Below are 13,779 nucleotides of genomic sequence, written 5' to 3'. Positions count from 1 at the left end.
CCTCCCATGGCCGTAGCGCTCCCCCAGATTCTGGCGTTTGACGTCTTTGGCACGGTCGTCGACTGGCACGGCAGCATCCAGCGCGAGATGGCCGAGCGCCATCCGCAGGTGGATGGCGACGCCTTTGCGCTGGCCTGGCGCAAGGGCTACCAGCCGGCGATGGACCTGGTGCGCCAGGGCCAGCTGGGCTGGACGCGCATGGATGCGTTGCACCGCCGCATTCTCGACGGCATCCTGCCGCAGTTTGGGCTGGACGGCATGCCCGAGGCCGAGCGCGCCGCGCTCAACCGGGTGTGGCACCGATTGGCGCCCTGGCCCGATGCCGTCGCCGGCCTGCAGCGGCTCAAAAGCCGTTTTGTCATCACGCCGCTGTCCAACGGCAATATTGCCTTGCTGACCCACATGGCCAAGAACGCGGGGCTGCCGTGGGATTGTGTTTTGTCGGCGGAGGTTTTTCAGGCTTACAAGCCGGATCCCCGGGCGTACCTCGGCGTGGCGGATGTTTTTGGGGTGGAGCCTGCTTCGGTCATGCTGGTCGCTGCGCACCACAGTGATTTGGCGGCGGCGCGCCGGTGTGGGTTGCAGACGGCTTATGTCCAAAGGCCCCATGAATATGGGGCCAACCAACCCAAAGATGTGACCCCCCAACCCGACAACACCTATCACTGTCGTGATTTGTTAGATCTGGCGGATCAGTTGGGGTGTTGAGGTCTTGTGCTGTTTTGGGGTTGGGTCCGTTAGTCGTGCTGAGGCGCCGATATAGGGCCTGATCCTTCGTTGCGCAGGCTTGCCATACAAGCGTACTGTCTGCGCCTGCGACGCCTTTTTAAGATTGTTTTATGGGCTGTTAGGGGGCTGCTAATCGTGCGGGGGCGCCGATATAGGGCCTGATCCTTCGTTGCGCAGGCTTGCCGTACAGGCGTACTGTCTGCGCCTGCGACGCCTCGTCTCACGCCCTATCTCGGCGTTGGGGTGGTGGGGTGGGCATTGCGCTTGCTTCTTGGGCCCGCTCCGGCATACCGATGGCAGGGGGTGCCTTCGTGGATAGGGCGGGGTGGTTTCCGCTGCTCTCAATGCAAAAAGCGCCCGGGGTTGTCCTCGGGCGCTTGGCTTGGGTTGCTGATTTCGCTTCTTATTTCTTCGCTTGGGCCAGCCACTTGGTGGCCAGTTGCACCCAGTACGTTGCGCCCAGGGGGATCAGGTCGTCGTTGAAGTCGTAGCTGGGGTTGTGCAAGGTGCAGGGGCCGCCGCCGTGGCCGATGGCGCGGTGGTCGCCTTCGCCGTTGGCGATGAAGCAGTAGGCGCCGGGCTTGGCTTCGAGCATGAAGGAGAAGTCTTCGGCGCCCATCGTGGGTTCTTGCGCCTTCACTTTATCGGCGCCGATGATGTCGATCATCACCTGGCGGGCGAACTCGGCTTCGGGGACGCTGTTGACGGTGGCGGGGTAGTTGCGGTTGAAGTAGAACTCGCACTGTGCATTGTTCATCGCGCAGCAGCCTTCGGCCACCTGGCGCATGCGAGCTTCGATCAGGTCCAGCACTTCGGTGCGGAAGGTGCGCACCGTGCCTTGCAGCTCCACGCGGTCGGGGATCACGTTGTTGGCTTCGCCGCCGTGGATCATGGTCACGGAGATCACGCCGGTATCGAGCGGCTTCTTGTTGCGGGTGATGATGGTCTGGAAGGCCGTCACGATCTGGCAGGCGATGGGCACCGGATCATTGCCCATGTGCGGCATCGCGCCGTGGCCGCCCTTGCCGGTGATGGTGATCTTGAAGTCGTTGCTGGAGGCCATCACCGGGCCGGGGCTGACGGCCATGTTGCCGGCGGCCATGCCGGGCCAGTTGTGCATGCCGAAGACGGCCTGCATCGGGAATTTCTCGAACAGGCCGTCCTTGATCATCTCGCGCGCGCCGCCACCGCCTTCTTCGGCGGGCTGGAAGATCAGGTAGACGGTGCCGTCAAAATCGCGGAACTTGGAGAAGTGCTTGGCTGCGGCCAGCAGCATCGCGGTGTGGCCGTCATGGCCGCAGGCGTGCATCTTGCCGGCATGGCGGCTGGCGTGTTCAAAGGTGTTGGACTCCTGCATCGGCAGCGCATCGATATCGGCGCGCAGGCCCACGGCCTGGCCGCTGGCGCCGCCATCCTTGCCGTGCACGATGCCGACCACGCCGGTGGTGCCCAGGCCGCGGTGGATAGGAATGCCCCATTCCGTCAGCTTGGCTGCCACCAGATCGGCCGTGCGCACTTCCTCGAAGCACAGCTCCGGGTGGGCATGGATGTCTTTGCGGATCTGGGCAATGCTGGCCGCTTCGGCCACGATGGAATCAATCAGCTTCATGGGAAATCCTGTTGGCTACATGGGGATGTATCTGTCTGGCCGGTGCCGCGAGAGGCCAAGGCGTTGGCGCGCGGCGTGCCAAGCCCTCTATGGTGCAGCAAAGCAGGACACCTCTGCGCTGAAATGTCCTGGGAATAACCCTGGGCCTGGGCCCCGCCCGGCCACGTGCTGCAGGAGACCCCGGCCCCTGCCAACTGGCGCTACCATGTGCAGCACTCCATTCCCCCGACTCTGCGCCGGCCTCGGCGCCGCCCTTGCCATGACTACCACTGCTGCCGCCACCACCGTTCTGGGCGCCTGCCCCCATGACTGCCCCGATACCTGCTCACTGGTCACCACCGTGGTCGATGGCGTGGCGACCAAGGTCAGTGGCAATCCGCTGCATGCGCACACCGGCGGCGTGCTCTGCGCCAAGGTCAGCAAATACACCGAGCGCAGCTACCATGCGGACCGGGTGCTGCAGCCGATGAAGCGGGTCGGCCCCAAGGGCAGCGGCCAGTTCCAGCCGGTGAGCTGGGACGAGGCGCTGGCCGATATCAGCCAGCGGCTGCACCGCATTGCGCAGACCGATCCGCAGGCCATCCTGCCCTACAGCTATGCCGGCACGATGGGCCTGGTGCAGGGCGAGAGCATGGACCGGCGCTTTTTCCACCAGCTGGGCGCGTCGCTGCTGGACCGCACCATCTGCGCCAGCGCGGGCTCGGAAGCCTTGCTGCACACCTATGGCGGCAAGCTGGGCATGCGGGTCCAGTTTTTTGCCGAGAGCCAGCTGATCCTCATCTGGGGCAGCAACAGCATTGGCAGCAACTTGCATTTCTGGCGCTATGCGATGGAGGCCAAGCGCAACGGCGCCAAGCTGGTCTGCATCGATCCGCGCAAGAGCGAGACCGCCGACAAATGCCATGAACACCTGCAGCTGCTGCCCGGCACCGATGCGGCGCTGGCGCTGGCCTTGATGCATGAGCTGATCCGCAACGACTGGCTCGACCACGACTACATTGCCCAGCACACCTTGGGCTGGGACGCGTTGAAGGCCCGCGCACTGCAGTGGTCGCCCGAGCGCGCCGCCCAGGTCTGCGGCATCGATGCCGCGCAGATCCGCAGCCTGGCGCGCGATTACGGCACCACCGAGCGGGCGGCGATCCGCCTGAACTACGGCATGCAGCGTGTGCGCGGCGGCGGCAATGCCGTGCGCGCGGTCGCCTGCCTGCCCGCACTCACCGGCGCCTGGCGCCACCGCGCTGGCGGCCTGCTGCTGTCCAGTTCGTCATCGGCACCGGCGCGCCGGGGGGCACTGCAAATGCCAGCGCTGCTGGGCGCGCGCCAGCCCCGCACCGTCAACATGAGCACGATTGGCGATGCGCTGCTCCAGCCCGCCAGCGCCGGGTTCGGCCCGCAGATTGCCGCCCTGGTCTGCTACAACAGCAACCCGGTCGCGGTAGCCCCCGATTCGGCCAAGGTGGTCAAGGGCTTTGCCCGCGAGGACCTGTTCACCGTGGTGCTGGAGCACTTCATGACCGACACGGCCGACTATGCCGACTATGTGCTGCCCGCCACCAGCCAGCTGGAGCACTGGGACATCCACACCAGCTACGGCCACACCGATGTGCTGCTCAACCGCCCGGCTATTGCACCGCTGGGCCAGGCGCGCAGCAATGCGCAGATCTTCCGCGACCTGGCCGCGCAGATGGCGCGCTACGACAGCGCCTTTGCGGCGCCGCATTTTACCGACAGCGACGAGGAGCTGTGCCGCCAGGCGGTGGACCCGACCCGCATCCCGTTCGAGCAGCTGCTGGCGCAGGGCTTTGTCGCGCAGGACCTGCCCGACGCCCCGTTTGCCAATGGCGGCTTTGCCACGCCCTCGGGCAAGTGCGAGTTCCACAGCGCGGCGCTGGAGGCCATGGGCATCAACCCCTTGCCCGACCACCTGCCCAACCATGAGCTGCCGACGGCCAGCCATCCGCTGGCGATGATCTCGCCACCGGCGCGCAACTTTCTCAACTCCACCTTTGTCAATGTGCGCCAGCTGCGCAGTGCCGAAGAGCGCCCGATGCTGGAGATGCACCCCAGCGATGCGCAAAGCCGCCAGATTGAAGATGGCGATCTGGTGCGCGTCTTCAACGGCCGGGGCGAGCATGTCTGCCATGCCAGCATCAATGGCCGTGCCCGGCCGGGTGTGGTCGTGGGACTGGGCATCTGGTGGCGCAAGGATGGGCCCAATGGCACCAACGTCAACGAGCTGACCCACCAGCAACTGACCGATATCGGACGCGCACCGTCCTTTTACGACTGTGCGGTGCAGGTCGAGCGCATGGCCACCGCCGGCATGGGCCACGGAGGTATCGCCGCATGAGCGCTGTAGAACAAGCCTTTTCGCGCAGCTATGCGCAAGCCCGCCAGCAGTTTCTGGAGTCCGCCGCCGCCGCTGGCCTGGCGCTGCAGTCGCAGCCCCATCCGTTGACCGGGGTCGCAGGCGAAGCGCTGGCCATGGATGTGGCCCGGGATGGCGCGGCCGATGCCGACCAGCTGCTGATCCTCAGCAGCGCCTGCCATGGCATCGAGGGCTACTGCGGCAGCGGCGTGCAGGTCTATGCGCTGCGCGATGCCGGGTGGCTGGACAAGGTGCGCAGCGCCGGTGTGGCCGTGCTCTATGTGCATGCGCTCAACCCCCATGGCTTTTCCTACGGCCGGCGCGTGACCCAGGAGAACGTGGACCTGAACCGCAACTTTGTCGATTTCTCCCAACCGCTGCCGGGCAACCCGGCCTATGACCAGTTGCACGAGGTGATCGTGCCGGCCCAGTGGCCGCCGACGGCCGCGGTGCAGCAGGCGATGCAGGACTTCATCGATGCGCACGGCCTCAAGGCCTGGCAGGCGGCGGTGGCCCAGGGCCAGTACCGCCATCCGCAAGGCGTGTTCTTTGGCGGCCAGGCGCCGACCTGGAGCAACCAGACCCTGCGCCAGGTGTTGCGCCAGCACGGCCAGGCCGCGCGCCAGATCGCCTGGATCGATGTGCACACCGGGCTGGGCCCCAATGGCTATGGCGAGCGCATCTTCACCGGCCCGCCCGGTGATGCGGCCATGCTGGCGCGGGCGCGCCGCTGGTGGGATGGGGCAGGCGCGACGCCGGTCACGTCGCTGGACGATGGCAGCTCCTCATCGCCGCCTTTGACCGGCCTGCTCTGGAACAGCGTGGCACAAGAATGCCCGCAGGCCACATTTACCGGCATGGCATTGGAGTACGGCGTGCTGCCGGTGCACGCTACCTTGGATGCGCTGCGCGCTGACCACTGGCTGCACCAGCACCCCGAGGCACCGGCCGCCCAGCAGGCTGCCATCCACCAGCAGATGCGCGAAGCCTTCTATGACGAGAGCGTGGCCTGGAAAGCGCAGATCATCAGCCAGGCGCGCCAGGCGCTGTTCCAGACCGTCGATGGACTCAGCAGCGAAGCGCGCTGATCTCTAAGTGTGCTGAGCCCGCAGCGCGACCTGCTGGCAGCCCCAGTGGTGCAGGCATTCGCGCAGCAGAATCAACAGCGCAGCCTGCGCCGGCGTCAGCTGCAGGCCACCGTGGCTGCCGCCCATCATGTGCTGGGCATAGCGGTTGAAGAGCTGCTCGACAGCGTCGGTGGTCTGCAGCGGGGCTTGCGGATCCGGCAGCTGCGCGGCGAGGGCCGCCATGTCCGGCGCGCTGCACAGCAAAGCCAGCTGGGGGCCGGGCGCTGGCCAACTGCGGGTCAGCGGCATGATCTGGTCTTCCACCAACTCGATCACCTGTTCCACCTGGCCAGCGCCGGCGGACGCGCGGCTCAGGTACTGTGTTGCCAATTGGCCATAGCCCAACGGCAGATCGTGTCGGATAGGCGACGCCTGTTGCGCGGTCAAACGCCACACCTGGCAAGCACCGGGATCGGCCTGCAACACCACCCAGTCCTGGTTCGGGTAGCGGGCCTGCAAAGCAGGCAGATCCAGCCAGGCTGCGGGCTGCAAGCGATCGGAAGAGGGGACAGGCGGGGATGTGGGCATGGGCAGGGAGCAATGCTAGCGCGTCTGCTGCGCAGGTGCTGGCGGCATCCCTATAGATATGTTGTTAGTAGGTGTGTCAGACAACGGCTATTGACCTTGCGGACCGGCGCCACACAATAACCGCTATGAATATCCTGCATTCCAAGCTCGAAGAAAAGCTGGCGGGTTTGCCAGTGTCGGTTGCCATCTCCCTGCCGCAGGGCGGATGGATCGGTCCGCCGGACCAGGCGCAGGTACGCATTCGCTGCCACAACGCGGCGGCACTGGCCTCGCTGGCGGCTGGCGATGTCGGGGTGGTGGGTGCGGCCATCGTCGAGGGCCACGTGGATATCGAAGGCACGATGCGCGATGCGATGGCCGCTGCGGTGGCGCTGATGCCCTCGGACCCGGTGGCGGCGCGTTCCACCTGGTGGAGCCGGCTGTTGGCGCGCTCGCGTTCGGCGGCGTTCCATACCTTGACCAAGGATTCCGAGCAGATCCAGTTCCACTACGACGTCTCGGACGATTTCTATGGGCTGTGGCTGGACCCGCGCCGCGTCTACTCTTGCGCCTACTACGCCGAGCCCGACTACAGCCTGGCCCAGGCGCAGGAGGCCAAGCTGGACCTGATCTGCCGCAAGCTGCGGCTGCAGCCCGGCGAGCGCTTTCTGGATGTGGGAGCGGGCTGGGGCGGCCTGCTGCTGTGGGCTGCCGAGCACTATGGCATCGAGGGCACCGGCATCACCTTGTCCAAAAACCAGCATGCCTATGTCAACCAGCTGATCGAACAAAAAGGCCTGCAGGGCCGGGTCAAGATGCTGCTGACCGACTACCGCCAGCTGCGCGTGGACCAGCCTTTTGACAAGCTCGCCTCGGTTGGCATGTTCGAGCATGTGGGCCGCGCCCATATGCACGAGTACTTCACGGTGCTCAAGCGCCTGGTCAAACCCGGTGGCCTGCTGATGAACCACGGCATCACCGCTGGCGGCACCGACAACGAGCAGCTGGGCGCCGGCATGGGTGATTTCATCGAGAAATACATCTTCCCCGGCGGCGAGCTGATCCATGTCAGCGCCGTGCTCGAAGAGATGGCCCACGCGGGCTGGGAGATGGTGGACACCGACAACCTGCGCCCGCATTACGCCAAGACCTTGTGGGCCTGGTCCGATGCCCTGGAGGCGCAGCTGGACGAGGCGCTGGCGATCCTCGCGCAAAAGGGCGACTCCGCGCAGGCCGCCAAGACCCTGCGCGCCTACCGCCTCTACCTGGCCGGCTGCGCCACGGGGTTTGAGCATGGCTGGGTGGCGCTGCACCAGATGCTGGCTGTCATGCCCGATGGGTCGATGACGACAGGCACCATGCCTGGTGCACAATCACAATACCCGTTCACCCGGGACTATATGTATCGATAAGGAGAGCGCCGTGCTATTCAAATTCAAATCACAGGCCACTGCAGACATGATCATGCTGGAGCCTGATGCCCGCAAGGTGCTGCAGATCATCGGCAAGGACGCCTCGCCACGCGGCATCATCACCACGGACCAGATTCCCCAAGCGATTGCCGCATTGCAGGCCGCTGTGGCTGCCGAAGACGAACGCGCCCAGGCAGCCAAGACGCAGGACCTGGACCAGGACCCCGAAGACGCCGACGGCCAGGATGTGAAGGCCAGTGTCGGCCTCAAGCAGCGGGCGGTGCCCTTCATCGAGATGCTGCGCCGCAGTGCGGCCGAGCAGGCCGATGTGGTCTGGGGCGGCTGACCGCCCAGCAAGCGTCTGATCCAACGAAAAAAAGACTGCCGAGGCAGTCTTTTTGCGTTGAACAGGTTCTGAGGTGTCGCGCGATCAGTCGGCGAAGGTGCCGGCCGCCTTGATGATCGGCGTCCACTTGGCGATCTCGGCCTGCACAAAGGCCTTGTGGCCTTCGGGCGTGATGCGCTGGTCGTTGGCCACGACGGCGCTCAGGTTCTCCGACTTCTTGATGAACTCGGGGTCCTTCAAGGCCACCTTCAGCGCGTCGTTGACCTTCTTCAGGATGTCGGGTGGCGTGCCCTTGGGGGCGTACAGGCCGTGCCAGATCGTCACTTCAAAGCCCTTGAGGCCTTCTTCCTGCAGGGTCGGCAGGTCCTTCAGCGATGGCGTGGTCAGGCGCTTGCTGGTGGTCACGGCATAGGCCTTGACCTTCTTGCCTTCGATCTGGCCGGTGGTGTTCGTGGTCTGGTCGCACAGCACATCGACCTGGTTGCCCATCAGGTCGGCAATCGCCGGTGCGGCGCCCTTGTACGGCACGGCGGTCAGCGGGATCTTCAGGGTGCTTTGCAGCAGCAGGCCGCACAGGTGCGAGGCGGAACCAATACCGGCATTGGCCAGGTTGACCTTGTCCTTTTCCTTGTTCAGGTAGGCAGCCAGTTCCTTGTAGTTGTTCGGTGCCAAGGTGGGCTTGCCGATCAGGGTCATCGGCACGTCGTTGATGATGCCCAGGTACTCGAAGTCCTTGGTCACATCGAAGGACAGCTTGCGGTACAGGATAGGGGCGGTGGCCACACCGATGTGGTTGAGCAGCAAGGTGTAGCCGTCGGGCTTGGCACGTGCGGCCTTGGCCATGCCGATGGTGCTGCCCGCGCCGTCGGCGTTGTCGATGACCACGGTCACGCCATTGAGGGGCTTGCGTAGTGCTTCGCCCAGATCGCGTGCGACGCGGTCGGTGGGGCCGCCTGCCGTGAAGGGCACGACGATGGTGATGGGCTTGTTGGGGTAGGAGGCGTCGGCATAGGCGCCGGTCGCGGTGGCGGCCGCCAGGGCCAGCGCAGTCCATTGCATCATCTTGTTCATAACGGCTTGTCTCTCTTGAAGGGAAAAAGAGTGCCATCCTACCGAGATCAGGCAGGGGTTTTTTCTAAGGTAAACCCTTGTTTTTCCTGAGTGTTTATCGTTGTTGGCCAGGCTCTTTTCCCGGAACTTAAAGCCAAATGGCCGCCGGGGTCAACGATGGTTTGCGATAGATGCTATCAATATTGATAGTTGAAATGTCGTTAGCCGTCGGCGAAATGTCGTGCAGCCAGAGGCAGTGATGGACATTTATTTGCGCTGGCGCAAGCGGCAGGCGCCTTTGGGCGCCACGCCAGACCGCTGCAATATCCGTAGCTTTTCTATGGCTTACGCGAAGCTTACGCGGTCAGGGAGCCGCTGGCGATGGCCGCTGCCGCTGCCCGGGTCTCCACGCCCAGCTTCTCAAACACATGCTCCAGGTGCTTGTTCACCGTGCGCGGGCTCATGCCCAGGATCTGTGCAATGTCCCGGTTGGTCTTGCCCTTGGCCAGCCAGCCCAGCACCTCGGTCTCGCGCGGGGTCAGCGACGCATCCTGCAGGCGCTGGGTGCTGGCACGCAGGTTGTCGGTGCCCACGCGCAGCACCAGCATGCGCTCGCCAATGCCCACCTCGCCCACCGGCTGGGCCAGCAGGCTGCTGCCGCCCAGCGGGTGCTGGGCCGTCGTATCCCAGGCCGATTGCAGCCAGGCCGTTGCCGCCGCTGTGCTGGCGCCAAAGGCCTGCTCCAGCCACAGTGCCGCCTGCGGCGAGCGCCAGGCGATGCGGCCCTGGCGGTCCAGCACCACCACCCCCATGCCCGCCACATCCACCGCCGCCTGGGCCATGCGGCCCACATGGGCGTTGTGCATATGGCGGGCCAGCCGCGCCAGCACCTCGGGCAGCTTCAGCGGTTTGACGACATAGTCCACGCCGCCGCAGGCAAAGCCTTCGACGATATGGTCGGTCTCGGACAGCCCGGTCATGAAGATCACCGGCACATGGGCCCAGGCGGGGTCGGCCTTGATCCTGCGGCACAGCGAGAAGCCGGTCTCGCCGGGCATCACGCAGTCCAGCAGCACTGCATCGGGCGTCGCGATCTCCAGGCGTTCCAGCGCCTCGGCCGCATTGCGGGCCACCAGCACCGTGTAGTCCTGCTGGCTCAGTGCTTCGCAGAGGAAGCCGAGGGTCTCGATGGCATCGTCGACCACCAGGACGACGCCGGCATGGGATGTGTGATGAGGCATGGCTAGGTATCGGGCGAGGACGCCGCGAGGCTTTCCAGGATGAACGGGAAATCGAAACGCTGGGCAGCGGCATCGAGCGCCTGCAGCGCATCGCGGCTATCGGGATGGCTGGCCTGGGCCGCCGCCAGCAGCTTGCGCAGGCCGGCGCCATCGCCAAAGCGTGCCAGCCGCGTGATGTCCGATTGCAGCTCGGCTGGCAGCGGGCCAGGCTGCGGGGCGGAGGGCAGTGCCGCCGGGGGAGGGGATACGGCCTTGTCCTCCAGCCACTCCAGCTTCAGCAGCCAGGCCAGGCTGTCCATCAGCTCGGACTCCAGCACCGGCTTGCCGACAAAGGCCTGGCAGCCGGCGCGCTCGAGCTGCTCGGGCTGGTTCTCGAACAGGTCGGCCGAGACGATGATGATCGGCAGATGGGCGGCGCTGTACTGCTGGCGCACCAGCGCAGCGGTCTGCCAGCCGCTCAGGTCATCCATGCTCAGGTCCAGCAGGATGGCATCGGGGGGCGCATCGCGGATGATCTCCAGACACTCGTGGCCGCTGGCCGCTTCGAGCACGGTAAAGCCCAGCGGAATCAGCACCCCGGCGATCAGCTGGCGGTGGATGGGCTGGTCATCGACGACCAGCAGCGTTCTGCGCGGGCCCTGGTAGCCGCCGATGAAGGGGCGGGCCTGGGGTTGGCCGGCCAGCGCGCGGGGTGGGGTGTGGACCTCGCTCAGGTACAGGCGCACCGAGAAGGTGCTGCCCTGGCCAGGCGTGCTCTGCAGGCTCAGCTCGCCGCCCATCAGCAAGGTCAGCATGCGGGTGATGGTCAGGCCCAGACCGGTGCCGGTGCTCGCGGCCCGGCGCCCGGCACTGCCCCGTTCAAACGGCATGAAGATGCGCTCATGGTCCTGCGGCGCAATGCCGATGCCGGTGTCGCAAATATCAAAGCGCACCACATCGCTGTGGCAGTTGACCTGCAGGCGCACGCTGCCGCTGTCGGTAAAGCGGATCGCATTGCCCAGCAGGTTGATCAGAATCTGGCGCAGGCGCTTGGCATCGGCGCGCACCCACGGTGGCATGCGGCCCTGGGTCTGCAGCGCAAACTGCAGGCCCTTGGCTTCGGCCTGGGGCCGCACCATGCGGTTGACCGCTTCAAGAAACTCGGGAAACTGCAGCGGCGCCGGGTCCAGCCGCAGGCGTCCGGCCTCGATGCGCGCCAGATCCAGCAGCTCGTCGATCAGCGAGTGCATGTGCTCGCCACTGTGCAGCATGGTGGTGATGCTTTCATGCGCGGGGCCGGGCAGGTCACTGCGCCGCAGCAGCAGCTGGGCATAGCCGAGGATGCTGGTCAGCGGCGTGCGCAGCTCATGGGCCATGCCGGCCACATAGCGCGATTTGGCCTGGTTGGCCGCCTCGGCATGCTCCTTGGCGGCCTGCAACTGCGCATCGGTGCGCTGGTGGGCCTCGATCTCCTGCAGCAGCATCTGCGTCTGGCGCTCCGACTCCTCGCGCGCCATGCGCCGGCTGTCCTTGGCCAGCACCAGCCACCAGGCATAGAGCGCACACAGCAGCGCCAGCAGCGAGAACGCCCGCACAAAGGCCCAGCGCAAATCGGTCTGCCCCGGCGCCAGGCTTTGCTGCATGTAGACGATGAACAAGGCCAGCGCCATCGGGCTGGTCAGCAGCAGCACCGTGCCTGCATAGGACGCCAGCCGAAAGTTGATGCTGCGCTGGATACGCTGGGGCAGCAGGCTTTCGTAGAGGCTGCGCCACTGCACCTGGGCCCGCGCGGTGCTGGGTTTGCAGCGGTCATGGCAGCGCGAATCGAGCGAGCAGCACAGCGAGCAGATGGGCGCGCCATAGGCGGGACAGGCGGCCATGTCGGCGCGCTCGAACTGGTTCTGGCACACGGCGCATTGCAGCTCGGGCGCTTCGAACAGCGCGGGCGGGCGGGCGATATACCAGCGCCCGCGGGTGAACCAGGCCAGCAGCGGCGAGACCAGCAGCGCAATCACCAGCGCAATATAGGGCGCAAAGGCGCTGGCCAGTTCACCCAGCAGCCCGCTGTAGGCAATGCCGGCGGCCAGCGCGGCAATGCCCATCGCGCCCAGCCCGACGGGGTTGAGGTCATGCAGGTAGGCGCGCCGGAACTCGGTGCCCGGCGGGCTCAGGCCCAGCGGCTTGTTGATGACCAGATCGGCCACCAGCGCGCCGACCCAGGCGACGGCGATATTGCTGTAGATGCCCAGCACCTTCTCCAGCGCGCTGAACACGCCCAGGGTCATGATCAGCATCGCGATCATCACGTTGAACACCAGCCACACGACGCGGCCAGGGTGGCTGCGGGTGATGCGCGAGAACACATTGGACCAGGCCAGCGAGCCGGCATAGGCATTGGTCACATTGATCTTGATCTGCGCCATGATGACGAAGATGAGGGTGACCCAGAGGGCGATGCCCGGGTCCTGGACCATCTTGCCAAACGCGCTGAGGTAGAGGTGGGTGGGGTCCGAGGCCTCGGCCACCGTGGAGCCAAACTGCAGCGCCACATAGGCCAGGTAGGCGCCGCCCAGCATGCGCGCGGCGCCCATCAGGATCCAGCCCGGCCCGCCCATCAGCACGCAAAACCACCAGCGGCCCCGGTTGGCGGCCGTCTTGCGCGGCATGAAGCGCAGGTAATCGACCTGCTCACCCACCTGCACGATCAGCGCGAAGATCACGGTACTGGCCGAGCCGAAATACAGCCAGTTGAAATCGGCGCTGCCCGAGGTCAGGCCCGACAGGCCCGGCAGCTCATGCACCAGCTGCGGCTGGGTGAAGGCCAGCCACAGATAGGGCGTCAGCAGCATCAGCGCCCACAGCGGCTGGGTCCAGGCCTGCAGCTTGGAGATGAAGGTCACGCCATACAGCACCATTGGTATCACCACCAGCGCGCACAGCACATAGCAGACCACCAGCGGCCAGCCCAGCGCCATCTGCACGGCCAGCGCCATGATGGCCGCCTCCAGCGCAAAGAAGATAAAGGTGAAGGTGGCATAGACCAGCGAGGTGATGGTCGAGCCCAGGTAGCCAAAGCCGGCGCCCCGGGTGAGCAGGTCCATGTCCAGCCCATAGCGCGCCGCGCAGACCGAGATGGGCCAGGCGGTCAGAAAGATCACGATGCCCATCACCGCAATGGCCCAGGCCGCGTTGCTGAAGCCATAGGCCAGGGTGATGGTCGCGCCGATGGCCTCCAGCGCCAGAAAGGACAGCCCGCCCATCGCCGTGTTCAGCAGCTGCCATTCGCTCCAGCGCCGCGCCTTCTGCGGCGTAAAGCGCAGCGCGTAGTCCTCCATGGTCTCGTCGGCCACCCAGGCGTTGTATTCGCGGCGGATCGGGAAGATCTTTTGGGAGGGCTTGGTCATCACA

The 13,779-nt window shown here is 65.7% G+C and carries 10 protein-coding genes; 5 read left to right on the top strand and 5 right to left on the bottom strand.

What is annotated here, in order from left to right; genetic code table 11:
* Positions 1 to 6 precede the first annotated feature (6 nt).
* Positions 7 to 708, top strand: a complete 702-nt coding sequence (locus tag MJ205_RS18045; protein ID WP_239809719.1) for a haloacid dehalogenase type II — start codon at positions 7 to 9, stop codon at positions 706 to 708.
* A 424-nt stretch (positions 709 to 1,132) separates the two neighbouring features.
* Here MJ205_RS18045 and MJ205_RS18040 read toward each other — a convergent pair whose 3' ends face one another.
* Positions 1,133 to 2,338 carry a M20 aminoacylase family protein gene (locus MJ205_RS18040; protein ID WP_239809718.1) on the bottom strand — a complete coding sequence of 402 codons (1,206 nt, stop codon included), beginning with the start codon at positions 2,336 to 2,338 and terminating at the stop codon, positions 1,133 to 1,135.
* A 259-nt stretch (positions 2,339 to 2,597) separates the two neighbouring features.
* Here MJ205_RS18040 and MJ205_RS18035 point away from each other — a divergent pair, with 259 nt between their 5' ends.
* On the top strand, positions 2,598 to 4,691 hold the full coding sequence (locus MJ205_RS18035) for a molybdopterin-containing oxidoreductase family protein (RefSeq protein WP_239809717.1): 2,094 nt from the start codon (positions 2,598 to 2,600) through the stop codon (positions 4,689 to 4,691).
* Positions 4,688 to 5,797 (top strand): M14 family metallopeptidase, encoded by a 1,110-nt coding sequence (locus MJ205_RS18030; RefSeq protein ID WP_239809716.1) that lies wholly within the window; start codon positions 4,688 to 4,690, stop codon positions 5,795 to 5,797. Before MJ205_RS18035 ends, MJ205_RS18030 begins: the two co-directional genes overlap by 4 nt.
* 3 nt (positions 5,798 to 5,800) lie before the next feature.
* Here the strand turns inward: MJ205_RS18030 and MJ205_RS18025 are convergent, their stop codons facing one another.
* Positions 5,801 to 6,364 (bottom strand): hypothetical protein, encoded by a 564-nt coding sequence (locus MJ205_RS18025; RefSeq protein ID WP_239809715.1) that lies wholly within the window; start codon positions 6,362 to 6,364, stop codon positions 5,801 to 5,803.
* Positions 6,365 to 6,489: 125 nt separating this feature from the next.
* Between MJ205_RS18025 and MJ205_RS18020 the strand changes: the two genes are divergently transcribed.
* Together MJ205_RS18020 and MJ205_RS18015 are read left to right on the top strand one after the other, a co-directional pair.
* A complete protein-coding gene (locus MJ205_RS18020) occupies positions 6,490 to 7,755 on the top strand; it encodes a class I SAM-dependent methyltransferase (protein WP_239809714.1) in 1,266 nt (421 codons plus the stop codon).
* Between the two features lie 10 nt (positions 7,756 to 7,765).
* Positions 7,766 to 8,101, top strand: coding sequence for a DUF1840 domain-containing protein (locus MJ205_RS18015; protein WP_116926167.1), 336 nt, complete (start codon positions 7,766 to 7,768; stop codon positions 8,099 to 8,101).
* Between the two features lie 84 nt (positions 8,102 to 8,185).
* On the opposite strand, the gene MJ205_RS18010 is transcribed toward MJ205_RS18015, so the two are convergent.
* From MJ205_RS18010 to MJ205_RS18000, 3 genes are all read right to left on the bottom strand, one after another.
* Positions 8,186 to 9,172 (bottom strand): tripartite tricarboxylate transporter substrate-binding protein, encoded by a 987-nt coding sequence (locus MJ205_RS18010; protein ID WP_239809713.1) that lies wholly within the window; start codon positions 9,170 to 9,172, stop codon positions 8,186 to 8,188.
* Between the two features lie 335 nt (positions 9,173 to 9,507).
* Positions 9,508 to 10,392 carry a response regulator transcription factor gene (locus MJ205_RS18005; RefSeq protein ID WP_239809712.1) on the bottom strand — a complete coding sequence of 295 codons (885 nt, stop codon included), beginning with the start codon at positions 10,390 to 10,392 and terminating at the stop codon, positions 9,508 to 9,510.
* Between the two features lie 2 nt (positions 10,393 to 10,394).
* Positions 10,395 to 13,775 (bottom strand): hybrid sensor histidine kinase/response regulator, encoded by a 3,381-nt coding sequence (locus MJ205_RS18000; RefSeq protein ID WP_239809711.1) that lies wholly within the window; start codon positions 13,773 to 13,775, stop codon positions 10,395 to 10,397.
* Positions 13,776 to 13,779: the final 4 nt, after the last annotated feature.

The sequence above is a fragment of the Comamonas sp. B21-038 genome (assembly GCF_022387135.1).
GTDB lineage: Bacteria > Pseudomonadota > Gammaproteobacteria > Burkholderiales > Burkholderiaceae_C > Comamonas > Comamonas sediminis.
The sequence above is the reverse complement of the archived record's forward strand: the minus strand, read 5'-3'. Positions and strand labels throughout refer to the sequence as shown.